The sequence below is a fragment of the Lentzea chajnantorensis genome, from assembly GCF_054300775.1.
This window is the reverse complement of sequence record NZ_JBSDZT010000002.1, coordinates 5,814,081-5,835,577: the sequence shown is the minus strand read 5'-3', so window position 1 is coordinate 5,835,577 and position 21,497 is coordinate 5,814,081. Positions and strand designations below refer to the sequence as shown.

Genomic DNA, 21,497 nt, shown 5'->3' with positions numbered 1-21,497 from the left:
CCCGGCGGAACGGAAAAGAAACCGCCATTCATGTTCTAGCGGGGCCCAAGGATGTCTTAGCTCACTATAGCTTCAGTGCAGGCTGAAATAAAACATAGACCGCAGTTCCGGCAACACCGAATGCCACCATCACCACACCGGCCTGGACCGAGTCCGGCGGCGCGACCAGCCAGCTGTCGGTGAAGAACGTGACGGCGAACGCCGCGCACGGCAGCGGCCAGGCCAGGTGCCCGCCGAAGAACGCGGCGCCCAGCGCGGCAAGTCCCGCCATGCCGACGCACCCGCGCAGCACGAACGGCAGCGGCGCGGTGCCGGCGACGAGCACCACTGCCACGACGGTGATCGCGGCGACGTGGCCCAGCCGGTACAGCGGCCACGGCCAGGCCGCCGTCCGGTCGAGGTCCGCGTCCTGGCCGGACAGTCCGGTGGCCAGGGCGCAGACGGCGGCGGTGATGGCCAGCGCGGGCCACCTCGGGTCGGGCGCAGACGGGCTCACGACCCGGACGAGCAGGCAGCACGCCACCGCTGCCAGTGCGGACGCGGGCACCTGCCGGCTGCGCGCGTAGAGCAGGAGGGCTCTCACAGCACCCCGCCGGTGAGCGCGGTGAGCTGGTCGCCCCGGCACGACAACCCGACCGCGCGGGCCGCGCTCACCCGGTGCAGCTGCTGCTCCGGCGGGAGGGCGCGGAGCAGGTCCCAGGCCTGGCGGGCGGGTTCGGCGGCGGCTTCGCGCAGGAAGCGGTAGTTGTGCAGGTCGGTGAGCCGGCCGGTGAACCAGGCCGCGGTGGCGGTCCTGGCCGCCGTCTCGCGGACGGTGGCGCGGTCGCTGTCGAGGTCGGTGAAGCAGGTGGGGGTGCCCGCGCCGGCCACCAGCTCGGTGCGCCAGTCAGCGGGTTCGAAGTACTCGAACGCGCCGCCGGTCAGGTGGATCAGCACGACGTCCGGGGTGCGCGGGACGGTGTGCAGCGACCGGCTCGGCTGTGCGGCGTCGCGCACGGACGTGGGCGGGGCGGGGAGTTTCCGCAGCAGGCGCAGGGCTTCCTCGGCCGCCGGTGCGAGCTTGTCCAAAGAGGACTGGTCGAGCCGCGCCACGCACGCGGGCCCGCGGCACACCAGTGCGGACACGGCCTCGTTGCGCACGAAGGTGCGGGCGGGCAGCACCGGCAATGCGACCGCCGCCCCGACGACGACGGGTACGAGCGCCGCCACCCGCAGCCGCGCGGACGGGGCGACGAGCAGCCAGAAGCCGGTCAGCGCCAGCCCCGCCAGCCAGATCGCCTGACCGAGGTGGACCGCGTCGGAGACGGTGGCGTAGACGTTGCGCACCGCCCACAACGCCGGTGACAGCAGCACGACCTGGTTCGGCAGGACCTGCTCCGATTGTGTTCCCGGGTCCTGCGAGATGGTGAGGAACACCAGCGCCACCATCGCGCTCACGGCGAGCAGCGGCGGTGTGAGGACGGACGGGAACACGCGGGCGAGGCCCATGCCCAGCCAGCCGCCCGCGACGACGGCCAGCGCGCCGACGGCGGTGGTCGGCAGCCAGGCGAGGTGGAAGATCCCGCCGTGCCACACGGCCTGGGCCGCGCCGAGTGCGAAGACCGCCAGGTAGCCGAGCGCCAGGCAGATCGCGAGGGCACCGGCGGTGGCCGCGCCGCGGTGCCAGGTGGGGCGGGCGGTGGTGGCGAGGAGGTCCCGGGTGCCCTCGCGGTGGTCGCGCAGGCCCGCGACGGCGCCCGCTCCCACGGTCAGCGGCCACAGGAAGACCAGCAGGAACCGCAGCCACTCGGCGGCGGTGTGCCACTGCGCGTCCCACGCCTCGCGGCCCTTCCACCACGGGGCGCTGAGGCTGTAGAGGACGGCCACCGCGCCGGCGACGAGCAGCAGGCCGGCCCAGGGGGCGAGGGAGCGCCGGAGCTTCCAGGCGCAGGGCCCTCACCGCCGCCACCGCCGGGGTGAGGGCCTCACCACGTCCCACGCTGCCGCGGCGAGGCGAGCAACGCGCTGTAGCCGCGTTCGATCGGGCTGTCCCCGGCGTGTCCGGCGGTCCCCGCCGCCGCGAGCTGCGCCGGCGTGCCCTGGAACACGAGCCTGCCCTCGGCGAGCAGCACGACGTCGGTGCACGCGGCGGCGACGTCCTCGACCAGGTGGGTGGACACGACGACGCACGCGTCGGTGCCCAGCTCGGTGAGCAGGTCGCGGAACCGCAGGCGCTGTGCCGGGTCGAGCCCCGCGGTGGGTTCGTCGAGCAGCAGGACCTCCGGGTCGTTGACGATGGCCTGCGCGATGCCGGCGCGGCGGACCATGCCGCCGGACAGCGTCTTGAGGCGGTCGTCGGCGCGGTCGGCGAGCCCGGCCCGCTCGACGGCGCGCTGCACGGCGGCCGGGATCTCGGGGCCGGGCACCTCCTTGAGCCACGCCATGTACTCGACGAACTCGCGGACGGTGAACCGGCGGTAGTGGCCGAACTCCTGCGGCAGGTAGCCGATGCGCCGCCGCAGCGAGCGCAGGTCGGGGTCGCCGAGCAGGGACAGCGTGCCGGAGGCGGGGCGCAGCACGGTGGCCAGTGCGCGGATGAGGGTGGTCTTGCCGGCGCCGTTGGGGCCGAGCAGGCCGTGGACGCCGCGGCCCATGGTGAGCGTGACGCCGTCGACGGCGGTGCGGCGGCGGCCGACCTTGACCACGAGGTCGCGCGCCTCGATCTCCCAGGCGTAGGTGGTGGGTGCGGTCATCGGTGGGCCTCCAGGCGCGTGAAAGCGGTCCTGCGCAGGGTGATCAGGAGCAGTCCGAGTGCGAGCACGGCGACCCAGACCGGGGTGACGGCGGGGTCGAGGACGGGGGTGCGGCTGAGCGCCACGGTCGGTGCGGCGATCACGGCGGCCCACAGCACCACCAGGGCGGTGGCGGCGCGGGTGACGCCGATCAGCCCGCCCAGGGCGAGCGTGCCGGTCGTGAAGGCGAGGCACGGCAGCAGCCACTGGGCCGGCGAGGCGCCGGTGAGCCACCCGGCGACGGCCAGGCCGGGCAGGACGACCACGAGCACGCCCGCGGTGCGCCTGAGCACCAGCGGCAGACCGGCGCGCGGCGTGGCGGCGACGAGCTCGTAGGCCGGGTCGAGAGCACGCCCCCACGCCGCCGCCACGCCCAGCACGGGCAGCACGGGGGCGATGAGCAGCACCAGCGAGATGTCGTCCGGTGAGGCCGCCCCGAGCTGGTCGAGCAGGACCGAGGCGAGCGTGACCAGCATGATCATCGCGAGCCACGGACCGGCGACGGGGGAGGCCCACGTGGTGAGGCGGCGGCGCCACATCCGCGCGCGCGGCATCTGCGGGGTGTGGTCGAGCAGCGGGGCCAGCTGGGCCCACGCCGCGTCGGCCACGGGGTCGGGAGCGAGGCGCCCGCGGCACGGCGCGCAGGTCTCCAGGTGCGACTCGACCGCCCACAGCTGGTCGGCGGGGAGGTCCTGGGCACCGCGGGCGTACCGGCGCAACAGCTGCTCCGCGGGGTGGTGGGCGGTCATGACAGTGCCTCCCGCATAGCGATCCTCGCCCGCCTCGCGCGGGTCTTGACGGTGCCCTCCGGCAGCCCGAGCAGCACCGAGGTCTCGCGCACCGACAGCCCGTCGAGCACCATCGCCTGCAGCACCTGCCGCAGCTCCGGCGCCAGGGTGCGCAGCGCGTCGCCGACCTCGTCGCCGACCACCCCGTCGAGCGCCTCGTCCTCCGCGGCGCGCACGACCGGCTCGACCGCGGCGGCGGTGGGCGGCTGGGCGTGGTGGGCGCGACGGCGGAAGGCGTCGACCAGCCGCCGGGCCGCGATGGTCCACAGCCAGCCGACCGCGCTGCCCCCGGTGGCGGCACCGGCGAAAGCGTCGGCGGCCCGCCAGACCGCCAGGTAGGTCTCCTGCAGCACCTCGGCGACGATCTGGTCGTCGGAGCACCGCCGGCGCAGCCGGACCGTGAGCCACGGCGCGGTGCGGCGGTAGAGCTCCTCGAACGCACGGCGGTCACCCCGTGCGACTCGGCGCACGAGGTGTTCCTCGTCGAGGACGGCGGGCTCACCCCGGATTGCTCTCACACTCCGCAAGACGTCGGGATCGCGGAACAGGTTCTCACGCTGGTGTGGTCTGCGTCACAAATCAGGCCGTGGAGAACCGGTCGCGGTGCCGCCGCCGTCTGGCCGCACAAATCCCGGCGAAGACGAAGCAGGTGCGATGACGGTGTCTCCAACGTCCCCAGTGTCCCGAGCGGAGGTCCGCGGGGCGGTGTCGTCACACGAACTGGTGAAGACCTACGGCAGCGGTCCGGCGGCGGTGCGCGCACTCGACGGCGTGAGCGTCGCGTTCCGCACCGGCGAGCTGACCGCGATCATGGGCCCGTCCGGGTCGGGCAAGTCCACACTGCTGCACTGCCTGGCCGGCCTGGACCGGGCCGACGCCGGCATCGTCCACATCGGAGATGCCGAGCTGACGGCGTTGTCCGACAACGGGTTGACCCGGTTGCGGCGCGACCGGGTCGGGTTCGTGTTCCAGTCGTTCAACCTGCTTCCGACGCTGTCCGCGCGCGACAACATCCTGCTCGCGCTGCGGCTGGCCGGTCGCGAGGTGGACCGCGAGTGGTTCGCGGCGGTCGTGGACACCCTCGGCCTGGGCGACCGGCTGCGGCACAAGCCCGCCGAGCTTCTCCGGCGGCCAGCAGCAACGCGTGGCCTGCGCGCGGGCGCTGGTGGGCAAGCCGGACGTGGTGTTCGCCGACGAACCGACCGGCAACCTCGACTCCCGCACCGGCGCCGGCGTGCTGGAGTTCCTGCGCACCTCGGTGCGGGAGCTGGGACAGACCGTGGTGATGGTGACGCACGACCCGGTCGCCGCGTCCTACGGCAGCCGCGTGGTGCTGCTGGCCGACGGCCGGGTCGCGGGCGAGATCCACGACCCGACACCGGAGTCCGTGCTGGGCGTGCTCTCCAGGCTGGGGGCGTGATGCTGCGGACCACCCTGGCCGGGCTGCGCGCCCGGTTCGCGCGGCTGGTGCTGTCGTCGCTCGCGATCGTCGTCGGCGTCGCGTTCGTGTCGGGCACGGCGGTGCTGGCCGACGCGCTGCGGGCGGAGATGAGCGACGAGTTCGCCCGTTCGGCCCGCGGTGTCGACGCCGTCGTGGAACCGGTCGAGCGCGCGTTGCCGGACGTCGCCGCCGTGCGCGCCGTCGACGGTGTCGCCTCCGCCGAGCTGCGGCGCACGGTACCCGTGCCGATCGTCGGCGCGTCCGGCCGTGCGGACGAGGCCGGCCTCGTGCCCCTCGCCGCCGACCCGGCACTGCGGCCGCAGGAGGTCGTGCGGGGCGCGCTGCCCGGCGCCGGGCAGGTCGCGGTCAGCGAGCAGACCGCCCGCGACCGCGGCCTCGCGGTCGGAGCCGAGGTCACGCTGCTCGGCACCGACTCGGCGCCGGTGCGGTTCACCGTGAGCGGTGTCTACGACAGCGGCACCGCCGAACGCCCCGGCAGCGCCCAGGTCCTGCTGCCCGACGTCACGCCGTTCGTCGACCCGGCGCGACCGCCCTACGACGCCCTGGTCGTGGTGCGCTCGGCCGGAGCCGGCCAGGGCGAGCTCGTCGAGCGGCTGCGGGCCGCGCTGGGCGAGGAGTTCACCGTCTCCAGCGGCGCCGCCTACACCGAACGGCTGCTCGACCGCAGCGGCGGCAACGACGAGGTGGCGCTGGCGATGAGCCTCTTCGCGGTGGTCGCGCTCGTGGTGGCGGCGATGGTCGTCATGAACACGTTCACGATCCTCGTCGCCCAGCGCACCCGTGCAGCTCGGCCTGCTGCGCAGCATCGGTGCCGGCCGCGGCCAGGTCTTCCGCTCGGTGCTGCTGGAGTCCGCCGTGCTCGGGCTGGTCGCCTCGGTGCTCGGCCTCGCAGCCGGGATCGGCCTGGCGGCGGCACTGCAGGCGGTGCTCGGGTCGTCGCCGGTGCGGCTGCCGGTCGGTGGTGCGGCGGTCGCCGGGGCGTTCGCCGTCGGGCTCGGCGTCACGCTGGTGGCCGCGCTGGCGCCGGCCCGGCGCGCGACCCGGATCTCCCCGATGGAGGTGCTGCGCACCCAGGCCGACAGCCGCGAGGAGGTCGCGCGCACCGGTCGGGCCCGCACCGTCGTGGCGGTCGTGCTGGCGGTCCTCGCCGCGCTGTGCGCCGGGCTGGCGCTGACCCAGGCCTCGGGGCCGAAGCTCGCCATGGTCCTCGCGGTCGCCGCCGGCATCGCCCTGCTCGCCGCGGTCGTGACCGCGGGCCCGCTGATCATCGGGCCGGTGCTGCGGGTGCTGGGCGCCCTGCCGCGGTCGCTGTTCGGCGTCCCGGCCGCGCTGGCGACGGCCAACGCCACCCGCAACCCGCGCCGCACCGCGGCCACCACGGCCGCGCTGCTGGTCGGCGTGGCGGTCGTGACGATGCTGACCGTGGTCGCGACCAGCGTGCAGAAGACCAGGGACACCGAATTGGCCGAGCGGTTCCCCGCCGACTACGAGGTCCGCAGCGCCGTGAGCGACCGCCCGCTGCCGTCGGCGTTGCTGGAGCGGATCAGCACCGCACCCGGTGTCGAGGCGGCCGGCGGCCAGACCTGGCTCCCGTTCACCTTCGGGCCGGGGGAGACCGGCCGGTGGGCCAACATGACCGCCGTTACCCCGGAAGCGCTCGGCACGCTGATCCGCCCCGAGGTCGTCCGCGGCGACCTGGGTTCGATGCGCGGCAACGGGATCGTGCTCACCGAGGAGACGGCCCGGAGGATCGGCGCGGACGTCGGCAGCGAGGTCACCGGCACCGTCGAGGAGACCTCCCGAGTCCTGCGCGTGGCCGCGGTGGTGAAACCGGCTGGCGGCGCCGACGCCTACACCGACCGTGCCGCCTGGCCCGGTACCGGCGTGGACACGATCGCGGTCAAGACGGCACCCGGCACCGACGGCAGGGCCGTGCTGGCCGCGGCGACGCAGTCCGTGCCGACCGCGCAGGTCGTGAGCTTCGCCGACGTCAGGGCCGGCTTCACCGCGCAGGTCGACCGGCTGCTGGCGTTCGTCTGGGCGATGATCGGGCTGGCGGTGCTGACGGCGTTGCTCGGCATCGCGAGCACCATGACGCTGTCGGTGCTGGAACGGCGCTGGGAGTCGGCCCTGCTGCGCGCGCTGGGGTTCACCCGCGCGGAGCTGCGCAGGGTGCTGCTGGTCGAGTCGAGCCTCATCGCCCTCGCCGGTGCCGTGCTGGGCGCCCTCGTCGGGGGCACGGCCGCGGTGCTGCTCGTGGTGGCGCTGTCGCGGGACGACGAGCTGCGGATGGTCGTGTCCGTGCCGTTCGGGCAGCTGGTGGCGTTGTTCCTCGCGGTCGGCGTCGCGGGTGTGCTCGCGGCGGTGCTGCCGGCCCGCCGGGCGGCCTCCGCGTCGATCGTGGCCGGTCTGTCCGACCACTGAGCCGGACCGGGGCCCGGCCCGCGTGCTGCTCCGGGTCGGCGCCTGACCGTGTTCGGCGGCGACGAGCAGTTGCGGGCCTTCACGCCGGTCAGCCCGATGTGCGCGGACCGGCGGGTGGCATCACCCGGTGTGCTGCGGAACCCGGTTCGCCACCGGGGTCCGCAGCGCCACCAGCAGCGGCAGCACCATCACGGCGGCGGCAGCCGCGCCCAGTGCGGCCGGTTCGGTGTCGAGGACGAGGCCGCCGACGGTCGCACCGCCCGCCACGGCCGCGTTCCAGGAGGCGATCGTCAGCGACTGCGCCGAGTCCGCCGTGCGGCCCGCTACCAGTGCCGTGACCGCCTGGAACGCGGTCGGCGCACCACCGAAGGCGAAGCCCCACAACGCCATCGCGAGCAGCAGGGGCGCGGAGCCGTCGGCGAGCGGCACCAGCGCGATGGCCACCGCCGCCGCGGCCGGGCACGCCACCAGCACCCCGCGCGGGAACCGGTCCAGCGCACTGCCCACGGCCAGGAGGCCCATGACCGCGGCGAGACCGAACACCAGCAACGCCGTGCTGAGCAACCACTCCCTGCCCACCCGCTCCAGCGCGGGACCCAGGTACGTGTAGAACATGTTGTGCGCCAACGAGAACGTGAGCACCATCAGCACGACCGGGACCATGCCGGGCACGCGCAGCGCTGCGGGGATGCTGACCCGCACCGGTTCGGGCGCCACCGGGGGCACCGCCGCCGACACCCACCCGAGCAACGGCACGGCGATCACGCCCATCAGCACGAACGCCCACCGCCACCCCACCAGCTCACCCAGCACGGTGCCCGCCGGCACGCCGACGGCGAAGCCCAGCGGGGTACCGGCCATGGCGACCGCGAGTGCGCGCCCGGACAGGTGCGGTGGCGCGAGCCGCATCGCGTACACCGCGACCAGCCCCCACATCACGCCGGTGATCGCGCCGGAGGCGATCCGCATCGCCAGGACGAGGCCGTACCAGGGGGAGACGGCGATGACGAGGTTGGTCAGGCCGAAGCCGAACACGAGCCCGAGCAGCACGGGCTTGCGCCGCAACCGGGAGGTGAGCGCGGTCAGCGGCACCGCGGCCAGCGCGGTGGTGAGGGCGTAGCCGGTGACCAGGTGACCGGTGGTCGAGGGCGGCACGCCGAAGTCGGCGGACATGCCCAGCAGCAACCCGGCGGGCAGCACCTCGGTCAGGCAGCCGAGCAGGACGATCACGGACAGCGCGAGCAGCGCGCGGTACGGGAGCACGGCCGGCTCCTTTCGCAGGGAAACGCGGCGGCAGGGGCGCCGCGGTGGCCGGGTGGGCGAACGGCCGGCGCCCTGGCACGAGGGCGCCGGCCGGCCGCGTCAGCCCTTGGCGAGCTGGGCGTCGATCCACGACCGCAGCGCTGCCTCGCCGCGGTACCCGACGTTGCGCGAGCCGGGGGAGCTCCGCCGCGTTGCGCATCGGGACGAGCGTGGGCAGGTACTGGATGCGGTACTTGGAGGACAGGTCGCGGCTGACGTCGACGTCGACCTCACCGAGCAGGAACCGGCCGTCGTACTCGGCGGCGAGCCGTTCGATGACCGGCTTCATCTGCCGGCACGGACCGCACCAGGTGGCCCCGAAGTCGAGGACGACCAGCTTGGTCCGGGAGATCTCCAGGATCTCGGCGTGGTTGGCGGAGGTGACCTTGACGACGTTCCCGTCGGCCGTGACCGACGGGGCCGCGGAGGCGGGTGCGGCCACCAGCAGGGTGGCGGTGACCGCGACGAGGGCGACGCCGACGTGGCGCAGCCGGGTGAGCAGGGACATGGGTGAACTCCTCGGGTGTGGCAGGGTGAGGCGGCGGAACGTCTCGGGAGCGCTCAGGCGCTGAAGGTGTCCGAAGTGGACGTCGGCAGGCCGGCACCGACCCAGTCCTCGATGCCGCCGCGGTACTTGCGCACGTGGGCGTACCCGAGCTGGGCCAGCCGGGCGCCGACGAAGTCGCTGTTGCGGCACGGGGCGTTGGCGCAGTAGACGACGATGTCCGCGGACTTGTCGGGCAGCACGTCGGGGGCGTGCCGGTCGGTGAACGCCGCCGCGTCGTCGTAGGGATAGCCGGGGATGTTCACCGCACCCGGCAGGTGCTCCCTTTCGTAGTACGCCACGGGCATGGTGTCGACCACGACGAGCGTGCCCGTGTCGATGCCATTCCTGCAGCTCGTCGCGGGTGATCAGCGGCAGCATGGCAGAAGTCCCTTTCCGGCTCCTCGGCGCAATTGCGGCGGTCCACCGAGTGTGTCCACGCCGCGCCACCGCGCCCACTGCCGCTCGGCTATGCCGTGCCGTTATCCGCCTCCAGCCACGCGCGGTAGACCGCGTTGTCGCGGGCGAGTTTCCGGTAGGAGCTCACCGCGGCGGCGTGCACTTCCTCGAATTGCGCGGCCAACGGGTGGTCGGTGCGCCACAACAGCAGGTGCTGCACCGTCATCGGCGTTCCCGTCAACGGCCGCAGCACCATTCCCGGCGTTTCCGGCGTGGTCGGCTGGACCAGGCACACCCCGTGCCCGCCGGCGACCAGGCGGAACCGCAGCGTGTCCACGTCGTGCGCGATGCGCGGGGTGAACCCGTGCGCCAGGCACATCTCCCTGAACACGATCCGGCAGCCGTCGCCGCAGCTCGACACGATCCACCGCTCGTCGGCGAGGTCCGCGAGGTCGACCGCGGCCGCGCCGGTGAGCCGGTGCCACGACGGCAGCGCCACGAACGACGGCTCGGTCACGACCCGCGCGACTCGCACCGCACCGGGCACCGCCAGCGTCCGCGGCCCGCAGACCAGCACCAGCGCCAGGTCCACGCACCGGTTCACCACCTGCTGCACCAGCCGGCTGTGCGACATGTCCGCCCTGGTCGTCAGCTCGTGACCGGGCATCAGGTCGAGCACGCAGCGGAACACGTCCGGTGCCAGCGCGCTGTCGTTCCAGCCCACCCTGACCCCCGTGGCGGCCTGCTGGTGGGCGCGGAAGTCGCGGTCCAGCTCGTCGAACGCGGGGATGATCGCCTCCGCGCGGGCCAGCACGAGCGCGCCGATGCGGGTCGGTCGCACCCCGCGCGGGTCGCGGTCGAACAACCGGTCGCCGACGAGTTGTTCGATGCGCCGCAGCTGGTGGCTGACGGCGGGCTGCGGGAGGCGGAGCTCGCCCGCCGCCCGGTTGAGGCTGCCCGCGCGTGCGATGGCGAGCAGCACGCGCAAATGCCGGACCTGGAGTTCCATGCACCTCATTACGCTCGGTCCGCGGCGCCCTGTCACCAGACCGTTCAGCTCAATCCTGGACAGCGCATAAGGCTGCGGCATGACCGTTCGGCATTACCTGCCGGGTGGACTGCTCCGCATAGTGGTCGGAATCCGGACTTTCCGGTTTCCCTGCACCCCTGTGAAATTCCTCGGAGCCAACGGTGTTGCTGACAACCCCGCTGACCGAGCACTGCGCGCGGCCGTTGCGAAGCGGCCGGCACGTGTGCGTCGGCGTCAGCCCGTTCAACAGCTACTTCTCGGTCGAGCGCATCACCGCGCTGGCCCGCTGGGCGATCGCCGAGTTCGAGCGCTTCCACTTCTTCATCCCCGACCACGCGGCGGCCTTCACCCTGGAGGCACTGGGCTACGACCCCGCACGCGCCAGGACGAAGGCACGCCGCCAGGGCCAGTACGTGGTCAACAAGGTGTGCCGCGCGCTGTGGGACGTCGGTGTCGCCCGCCCGGAGGACCACGTGCTCGACGGCACGACCCTGGCCGAGAACCCGTGCTACCTGCGGCTGCTGACGAACGGCCACGACCTGTTCGACCACGACGAGGAGTTCGCCGGCCACTGCCTGGACGCCACCCGCTGGGTGCTCGACCGCAAGCTGCCCGACGGCGAGGTGCCCACGGAGGTCCAGCTGCGCAGCGCCGTGCGGTACTTCCTGGCCGAGCTGCCCCTGTTCGTCGACACGCCCGCCATCACCGGGACCGAGAGCTCGGTGTTCGCCTACCACCAGCGGGTCAAGTTCCTCGAGCTGCTCTACGCCCGCGAGCTGACCTGGCAGCCGCACCCGAACCAGGGCTTCGTGCTGCTGCAGTCCGACGACGAGGAGAGCTGACCCCGTGCACGACGACTACTCGCTGCGCCGGCTGCCCGACTCGGCGCGCTGCTCCTGGGTTTCCGTGGCGGTGCAGCGGTTCGGGCAGGTCTCCTCGTTCCACCAGTTCCTGCTCGGCGCGGTCCTGGGCTTCGGCATGACGTTCCAGGACGCCGTGCTGGCCATCACGCTCGGCGCGGTGATGCTGGAGGTCGTGACCGTGCTGATGGGCGTGGCCGGCGTGCGGGAGGGCGTCTCCACGTCCGTGCTCGCCCGCTGGGCCGGGTTCGGCGGCCGCGGCTCCGGCCTGGTCGGTCTGCTCGTCACGCTGAGCCTCGCCGGGTGGTTCGGCGTGCAGAACGACGTGTTCGCCCACGGCCTGCACTCGTTGATGGGCGGCCCGCCGGTGTGGGTGTGGGCGGTGTTCGGCGGGATCGTGGTGACCGGCATCGTCGTCGCCGGCTTCCACACCATGGCCTGGACCGCGTACCTGACGGTGCCGGCGTTCCTGCTGCTCGCCGGGTACGCGATCACGCAGGAGCTGCGCCGCCACGACCTCGCCGACCTGGTCGCCATGCCGCCGCCGGGCCCGGCGCTGTCCGTCGCCCAGGGCACGACCCTGGTCGCGGGCGCGTTCATCATGGGCGCGGTGATGACGCCGGACATGACCCGGTTCAACCGGCGCGTGAGCGACGTCGTCAAGCAGACGCTGATCAGCGTGACGCTGGGGGAGTACCTCATCGGCCTGACCGGGGTGCTGCTCGCGCACGCCGCCCGCAGCGCCGACGTGGTCGCCGCCGTCACCTCGACCTCCGGTGTCCTCGGCACGCTCATCCTGGTCACCGCGATCATGAAGATCAACGACTGGAACCTGTACTCGGCCTCGCTCGGCCTGGTCAACACCGTGGACGTGCTGCTGGGCCGCACGCTCACCCGCACGCGGGCCACGCTGGCGCTGGGCGCGCTGGGCACCCTGCTGTCCGCGCTGGGCATCCTCGACCACTTCACCACGTTCCTGACGTGGATCGGGATCATCACGCCACCGGTCGCGGGCATCGTGATCGCCGAGTACTTCGTGGTCCGCACGTGGCGGCGCGAGCTGGCCGAGTGGGGCGCGGTCGGCGAGCTGCCACCGGCCCCGCCGGACTGGGTGCCCGCCTCCCTGGTGTGCTGGGCGGTCGGTGCGGCGGTGGGCGCGTTCGTGCCCGTGGGCATTCCGACGATCAACTCCGTCGTGGTGGCGTTCGCGCTCTACGCTGCGATCGGGAGGACCGCCGGCATCCTGCGACCGCCCGGCCCCCGCGTCACCACCCCCGGCTGACCCGGCATCTGCAAGTACCACCGTAACCAGCAGGGGATCAGGGAACGGAAGAGAAACACGTAGAGGTGTGGACGGGGTGTGACGGCATGGAGCTCGACGTCCACCACCTCCGGCTCGTGCGGGCGATCGGTCAGACCGGCAGCCTGTCCGAGGCGGCGGTGGTGCTCGGCATCAGCCAGCCCGCGGTGAGCGGCAAGCTCAAGCGGCTGGAGAACGCGCTGGGACAACGCCTGTTCGACCGCGGCCGCGCGACGGCGGTGACCCCGACCCCGACCGGTGAGCTGCTGCTCAGCCGGATCGCCGCCGTGCTGCCGCTGATGGAGGGGCTGGTGCACGACATCGAGTCGCGCACCGGCCCCGGTTCGTCGCGGGTGCGGGTGGGCGGGGCGTGTTCCCCGATCCTCGCCCACCTGCCGGCGATCGCCGCGGCCCGGCTGCCCCGCGGCGAGGGCGCGTCGCTGCTCGACAGCGAGTGCCGCGACCTCGTGGTGGACCTGGTGGCCCAGCGGCGGCTGGAGATCGGCGTGGTCAAGGACTACCCGGGGTTCGAGGCGGCGGTGCCTGCCTGCGTGGACACCGCGGTGATCGCGCTGGACCCGACGATGGTGGTGCTGCCGGAGGACCACCCGCTGGCACGCCACAAGGTCGTGCGGCTCGACCAGCTGGCGCAGGAGGAGTGGGTGCTGCCGCCACCGGACTCGGCGCGGTTCCACGAGTACTTCCGCGCCACCTGCCGGGCCGCCGGGTTCACGCCCAGGGTCCGGCACGTCGCGGAGAACTACTCGACGACCGTCGCCGCGGTCCGCACCGGCGCGGTCGGGTTGTCGCAGGCCATTTGCGAGGGGCACCAGCAGGTGGCGGTGCGGCTGCTCGCCGACGACGCGCTGGAACGGCGGTTCCTGCTGCTGTGGCACCGGGAAGGCGTCGTGGCCGAGCACGCGCGCCCGGTGCTCGCCGACGCCGCGGCGGCTTACCGGGCCGAGTGCCACGCCTCGCCCGTCTACTCGCGCTACCTGGCCTGACGCCAGGTGTGAGCCGGCCGGTCTCGGGGATCCGGCCGGCTCACGGTTCCCCGGGCCGGGGTCGTGTGGTCAGCCCGGGAAGCCGGTGGGCGCGGTCGTGCCGTCGACCCAGGCCGCGAAGAACGGCTCCAGGTCCATGTCGGCCACCGCCGCCGTGTAGAGCTCCCAGTCGTGCCAGCCCTGGTTCCAGTTGTCGTTGATCTCCGGGAACTCCCGCAGCACGGCGAAGAACTTCTCGTCACCGATGTGCTTGCGCAGCGCGTGCACCATCAGCACGCCCTTGTCCGACACCGAGAACTCGCGGCCCCTGCCCGGATCGGACAGCTTGCGCGCCCAGAACGCCGCACCCGCCCGGTCGACCGCGGCCCGGTAGCGCTGCTCGACGTCGACACCGTGCCGCTGCTCGTCCCACAGCCACCCGAGGTAGCGCGCGAACGACTCCGGCAGCGGCTGGTCCTTCCACATCTTGATGGCGAGCTTGTTGCCCCACCACTGCGCCGCGACGGCCCGCACGAGCGCGGACTCGTCGGCACCCGCCCCGAACACCGCGCGGCCCTGCGCCGGGTGCGCGTACCCCAGCCGGTCCGGCACGTACAGCCCACCGGTCGACGCGTACGGGAACGGACCCAGGTAGGTGGTCAGGAACTCCACCACCGCGGGCAGCTTCGCCGCCGGCTCCGTCGCGTTCGCACCGGGCGCGAAGGCGTCGAGGACCGGTGTCCGCCCGGCGACCGACTCCCGCACGGTGTACCGGTCGATGCCGATCATCGTGGCGGACGGGGCGATCGGGGTGTTCTCCGCCCACGTGACGGTGGACCCGGAGACCGACTCGCGCACGCCGTTGGACACCGCGGTCCACCCGCCGGGAACGGTCGCGGTGACGCGGAACGTGGCCTTGTCCGCGGTGGTGTCGTTGACCGGGAACCACGACGTGGCCGAATGCGGCGCACCGGCCGCGAACGCGCCACCGGTCACCGAGGTCCGCCACCCGGTCCAGCCGCGCGGGGTGAGCTCGGCCTGCGGGCGTCCGCAGTAGACGACGGTGACGGTGAACTCGGCGCCCTCGGTGAGCACCTCCTTCGGCGTCACGACCAGCTCGTGCTCCCCGGTCCGGCTGAACGCCGCCGCGACGCCGTTCACCTGCACCCCGCTCACGGTCAGGCCGCGCAGGTCGAGGTTGAACCGGCTGAGCCGCTGCGTCGCGACCGCCCGCACGGTGGTCCTGGCGGTGAGGAAGCGGATCGCCGGGTCGTAGGTCAGGGTGACGTCGTAGTGCGCCACGTCGTACCCGCCGTTGCCGTCGGTCGGGTAGTACGGGTCGACGCCGAGCACGGTGCCGTTGGGAGCGACGTGGACGTAGCCGTCCGTGCCGATCGTGTCGTCCTGCGCCGCGGCGGTCGCCGGGCACACGGTCAGGCCGCACAACAGCAGGGTGACCGGCGACGCGAGCCGCCGGATGCGCACAGCCATGGGGAAACCTCTCGGGATCGGGTTCGGATCCCCGTCAGTCTCTGCGGCCGTCGTCCCGCCGCCCACTGCCGTTCACCCATGCCGCCGCGTTATCCCGACCCGCCATGCTCAGGCTGCCGCCGGAGGCCCGCAACCGGTGCCCCGTCCGAAAGTACTAGATCCGAACCCGTTGTGCTGCAATGCTTTCCGCCACGTCCTACGGTCGTGATCATGACTACTGCAACGGGCAGGACCACGCCGCCGGGCACCATCACCGCGGCGTTCGCGGGGTTCCTCGTGTCCAGCATCTCCGCTGTCGCGGCCGTGGGCATGTTGGTGGGCACGCACGACGAACTCGTCGAGGCGCTGCGGGCCGCACAGCCGTCCCTCACCGAGGACCAGCTGCAGAGCACCGCCACCGCCACCCAGGTCGTGTTCGCGAGCATCGCGCTGGTGATCGCGCTGGTGCAGCTGTGGCTCGCGTTCAAGGTCAGGTCGGGGCGCAACTGGGCCAGGGTCGTGCTGACCGTCTTCACCGTGTTCCAGGTGGCGGCCGTGCTGTTCGGCGAGGGCACGACGCTGCCGGCCTACGGGGGTGCGCTGGCGGCAGCGGCGGCGGTGGTGGCGAGCTACCTGCCGGCGTCCAACACCTACGTCGACGCGGTCAAGCGGGCGGGGTAGCGGGATCACCGCCGGGGGACGGGGCCAGAATGCCGGTATGACCGCAGGCGTACCGACGGCACGGCGCAGCGTGTTCGTGGCGGAGGTCGGCGCGCTGCTCGCGGCGCAGGCCGTGGACGCGGTGCTGGTGGTGCAGGCGGACGCCGTTCCGCGTGGGATCACCGGGTCGCTGCTCACGGTGGTGCTGCCGTACGCGGGCTCGGCCACGGCCGTCCTCGCCGTGCTGCGGCGCCGGTTCCCGCGCAGGGTCGAGCTGCTCGCGGGCGCGGTGGTGGGGCTGTCGCTGCTCGGCACCGCGGTCGCCGGCCTGGCACCGCGGGCTCCGCTGCAACCGGTGGTGACCGAGGTGCTGGCGGTGCTGCTGGTCGCGGCGGCGGGGTGCCGGCGGCTGCCGGTGTGGCGGGCCGCCGCGCTCGCCGTCGTCGCCGGTGCCACAGCGGTGCTCGCACCGAGCGTGCGCTACGGCCTGGACTACCCGGCGGCGCTGTTCCCGGTGGCCGCCGCGCTGGCGTGGGGAGCGGCGCTCGCGCTCGGCCTGATCCTGCGCGACGCGGACGCCCGGCACCGCCGGGAGCTGGAGCGCATCCGCACCGAGGACCGCCTGCAGCTCGCGCGGGACCTGCACGACCTCGTCGCGCACCACGTGACCGGGATCGTGGTGCGCACCCGCGCCGCCCAGGCGCTGGCCCAGCAGCCCGTCGAGGTGTTCGACGAGATCGAGCACGCCGCCGCCGAGGCGCTGACCGCCACCCGCGGCCTGGTCGGCGTGCTGCGCAGCGACGATCCGCTGCCGTCGCCGAGCCTCGTGCTGGGCGACGTGGTGCGGGCGGCGGCGGGCACGGACGCGGCGCTGCACGTGGCCACCGACGTGGAGGCGCTGCTCGTGCCGGCACAGGTTTCCGTGGCGCTGCACCGGGTGTTGCTGGAGACCCTGACGAACGCGCGCCGGCACGCGAGCGCCACCGAGGTGCGCGTCACGGCCAGGTCCGACGGGGACGAGCTGGTGCTGGAGGTCGAGAACGACGGCGTGACCGGGGAAGCAGCGGACGGCGGGCACGGTGTGCTCGGGATGGGAGAACGCGTGGCCGCGCTGGGCGGGGAGCTGGTCGCGGGTCCACGGGGGAGTGACCGCTGGGTGGTCACCGCACGGGTGCCGCTCGCGTTCGACACCCTGCCGAAGGGGGTCTGATGACCATCCGCGTGCTCATCGCCGACGACCAGACGTTGGTGCGCACCGGTTTCCGGCTGGTCCTCGACGCCGAACCGGGCATCAAGGTGATCAGCGAGGCCGCCGACGGCGAGGCGGCCGTGCGGATGGCCCGGCAGCTGCGCCCGGACGTGACGCTGATGGACATCCGCATGCCCAAGCTCGACGGCCTGCGCGCGACCGAGCTGCTGGCCGGTCCCGGCGTCGAGGACCCGTTGCGCGTCCTGGTGGTCACGACCTACGACCTCGACGAGAACGTCCACGCCGCCCTGCTCGCCGGCGCCTGCGGCTTCCTGCTGAAGGACGCCCGCCCTCGGCTGCTGGTGGAAGCCGTGCACGCGGCCGTCAGGGGAGAGGCCCTGGTCTCGCCCGCCGTGACGGTCCGGCTGCTCGCCCACTTCACCGGCACCGGCGGCCGCGAGCAACCTCCGACACCGCTGACCGGCCGCGAGCTCGACGTGGTGCTCGCCGTGGCCCGCGGCTGGACCAACGCCGAGATCGCCGACCGCCTCAGCGTCTCGCTGTCGACGGTGAAGTCGCACCTCACCAACGTGCAGGCCAAGCTCGGCGCCCGCAACCGCACCGAGATCGCGATCTGGGCCTGGCGCACCGGCCTGCTCAGGTGACCGCCCGCACCACCACGGTCCCGGCCACCACGTCGCCGAGCCGCTGGTGCCGCGGCGTCACGGCGATCAGCACCGCCCCGACCAGGCCGAAGAACATCCCGTCCACGGCCATCAGCACCCACCGCACCAGGTAGTCCCGCAGCGACGGCTGCCCGCCGCGCAGCGTTGTGATCCGCAACCCCAGCCACCGCATGGCCGGGGTTGCGCCGCCGTGCCGGTGCGGGTACCAGATCTCCACCCACAGCACGCCCAGCAGCGACACCGTCACGAGCACGCCCGTCGGCAGCACGAAGAACACCTCTCCGGGCGCGCCGAGCTTGATGAGCGCCATCGCCAGCAGCAGGCCGAGCACCATGCCCAGCAGGCCCGCCACCACCAGCAGCGCGAACTCGATGAGGTGCTGCCAGTACCTGCGCAGGACGATCGACCGGGACTCGGCGTCGGTGAGCACCCGGAGATGGTGCCAGGGGCGGGTTCTCGGTGGTGCGGTGCCTGGCGCCGGTGCGGTCGTGGCGTTCGGAGGGGTTACCCGGGCCGGGCCGTCAGCCGGTCGAGCGGTCATCGGCGGCCGCGGTCTGGGTGAGCACGGCAACGGTCTCCTCGAGCCCGCGCTGCACCTCGTCGCCCTTCGCCTCCCGCACGCTGTGCAGGCTGACGGTGATGCGCGACCTCCCCGGCGCGACCTCCTCGACGTGCAGCTCGCCGTGGTAGTCGTCGGGGCCCTCGGCACCCCATTCCAGCCGCCGCTGCTCGGTGTCGGGCCGCACCCACGCCTCGCCCTCGACGTGGTGGCCGTGCACCTCGGCCTCGACGTGGACCTGCTCGCCGCCCTCGGGCTCCGCCGCGGTCATCTGCGGGAAGTAGCGGGGGAGGTTCGTGGGGTCGGCGAGGAAGCTGAACAGGGTGTCGGCGGGGATGTCGGCTTCGGCGGTGTGCGTGTAGGTCGTCATGGCAGCGGGGGTACCCGCTGACCCGCCCGTCTGCACGTCGTCACGCTCCGGCAACGTGAACCACCTTCGGGGGACGAGGTGTCACTGGATGGGCGGTATCCCGGGACCTGCCACCGGTGGCGGGGTACCTCGCGATCGCAGAGACGCCAGCGACGCGAGAGGAAGAACGATGATCGATCGGACCCAGCTCGAGGCCCTGTACGACTGTGACGTCATCGACAACAAGGGCGAGCGGATCGGCTCGGTGAAGCAGTTGTGGCTCGACGACGAGGACGGCCAGCCGACCTGGGCGCAGGTCCACACCGGACTGTTCGGGCTGCGCGAGAGCTTCGTGCCGATCCAGCAGGCGCGGGTCAGCGCGGGCGCGATCACGGTGCCGGTGGACAAGGAACTGGTCAAGGAGGCGCCGAAGATCGACGTCGACGGTGACAAGATGTCCGACGCCCAGCAGGAGGAGCTCTACCGGTACTACGGCATGATCCCGAGCGCCAAGACCGGGGAGCACGACCGGCTCAGCCACGAGACCCGCGGCACGCGCGACAGCGGCATGAGGGACAGCGGCACGAACGACAGCCGCACGAGGAGCGGCCGCGAGGGCGACGGCATGTCCGTCACGCGGTCCGAGGAGCACCTCGAGGTCGGCAAGCGGCAGGTCGAGGCGGGACGGGTGCGGCTGGTCAAGCACGTCGTCACCGAGCAGCGCAACGTCACCGTGCCCGTGTCGCACGAGGAGGTGCGCGTGGTGCGGGAGCCGGTGGACGGCCCCGTGAAGGACGCGTTCGAGGAGGAGGCGGCCGAGGTGACGCTGCACCGCGAGGAGCCGGTGGTGCAGAAGCGCGCCGAGGCCGTGGAGCGGGTGCGGCTGGAGAAGGACGCCGTCACCGAGCAGCGGCAGGTCAGCGGTGAGGTGCGCAAGGAACGCGTCGACGTCGAGCGCGACGACCAGAACCGCCGCTGAGGAGCAGCACCGGAGCGGACATCAGCCGCGCGCGTGGAGCACGGCCAGTGCGTGCTCCCGCGCCGGTGCGCTCAGCGTGGTGTTCAGCTCCTCGAACAACGCCTCCGCGGTCACGCCGTTCCACCCCGGCGGCAACAGGGCCAGGGGAAGGCCGGGATCGCTGTAGGGCAGGCGGCGCCACTGGGTCAGCATCGGCACGTAGGTCCGGAACGCCCCCAGGGCTCCGGCCGGCGGTGTGTCGAGCACGGGCCGGTGGCGCCGCACGAAGTCGGCGTACAGGTCGGCCAGCTCGTCGAGGTCCCACCACGACCGCACCTTCGAGCGCAGGTCGCCGAACGCGAAGTGCCGGCCCGCGAAGATGTCCACGTACTCGGACAGGCCACGGCGCTCCAGGGTCCTGCGGGTCTCCACGGCGAGGTTGCCCGGCGCCACCCACACGCCCGGCGAGGCGGTGCCGAAACCCAGCTGGGTCAGGCTGGTGCGCAGCGCGTGGCGCTTGTCGCGTTCGGACTCCGGCACGGAGAACACCACCACCAGCCAGCCGTCGTCGGTGGTGGCGCGCCTGCGTTCGAAGATCCGGGCGTCGCCCTCGGCGAGCGCCTCCAGGGTCGGTTCGGCCAAGGCGTAGCCGGCGGCGCCGTCGCGGCGGTCGCTGCGGACCACGCCGCGGCGCTTCAGCCGGGAGATCGACGACCGCGCGGCCTGGCCCTCCACGCCGAGGTCCGCCATGAGCTGCACGACCGACGCGACGGACAGCCAGTTGTCCTCGCCGCGCGCGTAGAGGCCGAAGATCGTGACGATGAGCGGGCCGAGCCGGTCACGACCGGCGGGTGCCACGTCCGCGTCACTGTTCACCGCGAGGTTCAGCGCCCTCTCCTTCCCGGCTGAGATCCGTGAGGGTGACAGTGTTGCGCAGCTCGCCGAGACCGCTCGCACGTGTCACCACCAGGTCGCCGTCGCACAGGAAGAGCTGCGGGTCACGGGCGCTGCCGATGCCGCTGGGGGTGCCGGTGAGGACCACGTCCCCTGCGCGCAGGGTCATGCCGCGGCTCAGCTCGGCGATGATCCGCGCGAACGAGAACGCCATCTGCGCGCTGGAGGCGTTCTGCAGCAGCTGCCCGTTGACCTCGCACTGCACCTGCATGGCCGTGAGGTCCACGGAGTCGGTCGTCGTCACCCACGGGCCGAGCGGCATCGTGCGGTCGATGTTCTTGCCCTTGAGCCACTGGCCGCCGTGCGCGCGTTGCAGGTCACGCTGGGAGACGTCGTTGGCGACGAGGAAGCCGAAGACGTGGTCGAGGGCCTTCTCCTCCGGGATGTTCCGGCCGTCGCGGCCGATGACCAGCGCGATCTCGGCCTCGTAGTCCCACTGCACCGACAACGCCGGGTCGTAGGCGATCGGGTCGGTGGGGCCGATCACCGTGTCCGGGCCCTTGGTGAAGAACGTCGGCCGCTCGGGCACCGCGACCGGGTCCTGCCCCTCCCGCCTGCCCCGCGACTCCAGGAAGTGGTCGAGGTAGTTCCAGCCGGTGCACAGGACGTCGCGGTTGAAGCGGTGCAGCGGCGACTCCAGCCGCACCTCGGACAGCGGCAGGACCTCCCCGCGCTCACCCGGTGGTGCCCCGCGCACGACGTCGTCGACCGCGGTGGCCAGCAGCGTGATCGACCGCTCGGTCTCGTCGACGAGACCGGCCCTGCGGACACCGTCCACGGTCACTGATGCGAGCTTCACTATCGCGCCT

The 21,497-nt window shown here is 73.2% G+C and carries 22 protein-coding genes and 3 pseudogenes; 11 read left to right on the top strand and 14 right to left on the bottom strand.

The window, feature by feature from the left end; translation table 11 throughout:
• Positions 1-64 precede the first annotated feature (64 nt).
• From ACVDFE_RS28585 to ACVDFE_RS28565, 5 genes are all read right to left on the bottom strand, one after another.
• The gene (locus tag ACVDFE_RS28585) at positions 65-583 is read right to left on the bottom strand and encodes a hypothetical protein (protein WP_458432567.1); all 519 of its coding nucleotides are present in this window, start codon (positions 581-583) and stop codon (positions 65-67) included.
• Complete coding sequence (locus ACVDFE_RS28580) at positions 580-1,866, bottom strand: hypothetical protein (RefSeq protein WP_458432566.1); 1,287 nt, start codon at positions 1,864-1,866, stop codon at positions 580-582. Before ACVDFE_RS28580 ends, ACVDFE_RS28585 begins: the two co-directional genes overlap by 4 nt.
• Positions 1,867-1,964: 98 nt before the next feature.
• Positions 1,965-2,732, bottom strand: a complete 768-nt coding sequence (locus ACVDFE_RS28575; RefSeq protein ID WP_360384264.1) for an ABC transporter ATP-binding protein — start codon at positions 2,730-2,732, stop codon at positions 1,965-1,967.
• The gene (locus ACVDFE_RS28570) at positions 2,729-3,520 is read right to left on the bottom strand and encodes a zf-HC2 domain-containing protein (protein ID WP_458432565.1); all 792 of its coding nucleotides are present in this window, start codon (positions 3,518-3,520) and stop codon (positions 2,729-2,731) included. The genes ACVDFE_RS28575 and ACVDFE_RS28570 overlap by 4 nt, the downstream gene beginning before the upstream one ends.
• A complete protein-coding gene (locus ACVDFE_RS28565; protein WP_458434413.1) occupies positions 3,517-4,068 on the bottom strand; it encodes an RNA polymerase sigma factor in 552 nt (183 codons plus the stop codon). Before ACVDFE_RS28565 ends, ACVDFE_RS28570 begins: the two co-directional genes overlap by 4 nt.
• Positions 4,069-4,213: 145 nt before the next feature.
• Here ACVDFE_RS28565 and ACVDFE_RS28560 point away from each other — a divergent pair.
• From ACVDFE_RS28560 to ACVDFE_RS28545, 4 genes and pseudogenes are all read left to right on the top strand, one after another.
• Positions 4,214-4,703: pseudogene (locus ACVDFE_RS28560) on the top strand (ABC transporter ATP-binding protein); the annotation flags it as partial.
• Entirely contained in the window at positions 4,704-4,979 is a 276-nt protein-coding gene (locus ACVDFE_RS28555; RefSeq protein WP_458434486.1) for a hypothetical protein, read from the top strand. It begins immediately after the preceding pseudogene.
• Positions 4,979-5,554, top strand: a pseudogene (locus tag ACVDFE_RS28550) (ABC transporter permease); the annotation flags it as partial. The gene ACVDFE_RS28555 and the pseudogene ACVDFE_RS28550, both read left to right, overlap by 1 nt.
• A gap of 247 nt (positions 5,555-5,801) precedes the next feature.
• The gene (locus ACVDFE_RS28545) at positions 5,802-7,445 is read left to right on the top strand and encodes an FtsX-like permease family protein (RefSeq protein ID WP_458432563.1); all 1,644 of its coding nucleotides are present in this window, start codon (positions 5,802-5,804) and stop codon (positions 7,443-7,445) included.
• Between the two features lie 120 nt (positions 7,446-7,565).
• On the opposite strand, the gene ACVDFE_RS28540 is transcribed toward ACVDFE_RS28545, so the two are convergent.
• The 4 genes and pseudogenes from ACVDFE_RS28540 to ACVDFE_RS28525 form a co-directional block, all read right to left on the bottom strand.
• Positions 7,566-8,708, bottom strand: a complete 1,143-nt coding sequence (locus tag ACVDFE_RS28540) for an MFS transporter (RefSeq protein WP_458432562.1) — start codon at positions 8,706-8,708, stop codon at positions 7,566-7,568.
• Between the two features lie 244 nt (positions 8,709-8,952).
• Positions 8,953-9,255 (bottom strand): annotated as a pseudogene (locus tag ACVDFE_RS28535) (thioredoxin family protein); the annotation flags it as partial.
• 53 nt (positions 9,256-9,308) lie between these two features.
• Positions 9,309-9,611 carry a rhodanese-like domain-containing protein gene (locus tag ACVDFE_RS28530; RefSeq protein ID WP_458432560.1) on the bottom strand — a complete coding sequence of 101 codons (303 nt, stop codon included), beginning with the start codon at positions 9,609-9,611 and terminating at the stop codon, positions 9,309-9,311.
• Positions 9,612-9,760: 149 nt separating this feature from the next.
• Positions 9,761-10,699 (bottom strand): LysR family transcriptional regulator, encoded by a 939-nt coding sequence (locus ACVDFE_RS28525; protein ID WP_360384252.1) that lies wholly within the window; start codon positions 10,697-10,699, stop codon positions 9,761-9,763.
• A 182-nt stretch (positions 10,700-10,881) separates the two neighbouring features.
• On the opposite strand from ACVDFE_RS28525, the gene ACVDFE_RS28520 reads away from it, so the two are divergent.
• The 3 genes from ACVDFE_RS28520 (at position 10,882) to ACVDFE_RS28510 (ending at position 13,884) form a co-directional block, all read left to right on the top strand.
• A complete protein-coding gene (locus ACVDFE_RS28520; RefSeq protein ID WP_360384250.1) occupies positions 10,882-11,562 on the top strand; it encodes a tRNA-dependent cyclodipeptide synthase in 681 nt (226 codons plus the stop codon).
• A 4-nt stretch (positions 11,563-11,566) separates the two neighbouring features.
• Positions 11,567-12,862, top strand: coding sequence for a purine-cytosine permease family protein (locus ACVDFE_RS28515; RefSeq protein WP_458432558.1), 1,296 nt, complete (start codon positions 11,567-11,569; stop codon positions 12,860-12,862).
• An 86-nt stretch (positions 12,863-12,948) separates the two neighbouring features.
• Entirely contained in the window at positions 12,949-13,884 is a 936-nt protein-coding gene (locus tag ACVDFE_RS28510) for a LysR family transcriptional regulator (RefSeq protein WP_458432557.1), read from the top strand.
• Between the two features lie 69 nt (positions 13,885-13,953).
• Here ACVDFE_RS28510 and ACVDFE_RS28505 read toward each other — a convergent pair whose 3' ends face one another.
• A complete protein-coding gene (locus tag ACVDFE_RS28505) occupies positions 13,954-15,354 on the bottom strand; it encodes a M1 family metallopeptidase (RefSeq protein WP_458432556.1) in 1,401 nt (466 codons plus the stop codon).
• A 210-nt stretch (positions 15,355-15,564) separates the two neighbouring features.
• On the opposite strand from ACVDFE_RS28505, the gene ACVDFE_RS28500 reads away from it, so the two are divergent.
• Genes ACVDFE_RS28500 through ACVDFE_RS28490 form a run of 3 tightly spaced genes read left to right on the top strand, consistent with a single transcriptional unit; the run spans position 15,565 to position 17,847 of the window.
• Complete coding sequence (locus ACVDFE_RS28500; protein WP_458432554.1) at positions 15,565-16,014, top strand: hypothetical protein; 450 nt, start codon at positions 15,565-15,567, stop codon at positions 16,012-16,014.
• Positions 16,015-16,051: 37 nt separating this feature from the next.
• Complete coding sequence (locus ACVDFE_RS28495; RefSeq protein ID WP_458432553.1) at positions 16,052-17,203, top strand: sensor histidine kinase; 1,152 nt, start codon at positions 16,052-16,054, stop codon at positions 17,201-17,203.
• A complete protein-coding gene (locus tag ACVDFE_RS28490; protein WP_360384238.1) occupies positions 17,203-17,847 on the top strand; it encodes a response regulator transcription factor in 645 nt (214 codons plus the stop codon). The genes ACVDFE_RS28495 and ACVDFE_RS28490 overlap by 1 nt, the downstream gene beginning before the upstream one ends.
• Here the strand turns inward: ACVDFE_RS28490 and ACVDFE_RS28485 are convergent.
• The gene (locus ACVDFE_RS28485) at positions 17,840-18,298 is read right to left on the bottom strand and encodes an RDD family protein (protein ID WP_360384236.1); all 459 of its coding nucleotides are present in this window, start codon (positions 18,296-18,298) and stop codon (positions 17,840-17,842) included. The genes ACVDFE_RS28490 and ACVDFE_RS28485 overlap by 8 nt on opposite strands.
• Positions 18,299-18,389: 91 nt before the next feature.
• Positions 18,390-18,797: an SRPBCC family protein gene (locus ACVDFE_RS28480; RefSeq protein WP_360384234.1), complete on the bottom strand. Its 408-nt coding sequence runs from the start codon at positions 18,795-18,797 to the stop codon at positions 18,390-18,392.
• 169 nt (positions 18,798-18,966) lie between these two features.
• On the opposite strand from ACVDFE_RS28480, the gene ACVDFE_RS28475 reads away from it, so the two are divergent.
• Positions 18,967-19,755: a PRC and DUF2382 domain-containing protein gene (locus tag ACVDFE_RS28475; RefSeq protein WP_360384232.1), complete on the top strand. Its 789-nt coding sequence runs from the start codon at positions 18,967-18,969 to the stop codon at positions 19,753-19,755.
• Positions 19,756-19,776: 21 nt separating this feature from the next.
• On the opposite strand, the gene ACVDFE_RS28470 is transcribed toward ACVDFE_RS28475, so the two are convergent.
• Positions 19,777-20,610, bottom strand: a complete 834-nt coding sequence (locus ACVDFE_RS28470; RefSeq protein WP_458432551.1) for a PaaX family transcriptional regulator — start codon at positions 20,608-20,610, stop codon at positions 19,777-19,779.
• Positions 20,600-21,487, bottom strand: coding sequence for a fumarylacetoacetate hydrolase family protein (locus tag ACVDFE_RS28465; RefSeq protein WP_458432550.1), 888 nt, complete (start codon positions 21,485-21,487; stop codon positions 20,600-20,602). The genes ACVDFE_RS28470 and ACVDFE_RS28465 overlap by 11 nt, the downstream gene beginning before the upstream one ends.
• Between the last annotated feature and the right edge of the window lie 10 nt (positions 21,488-21,497).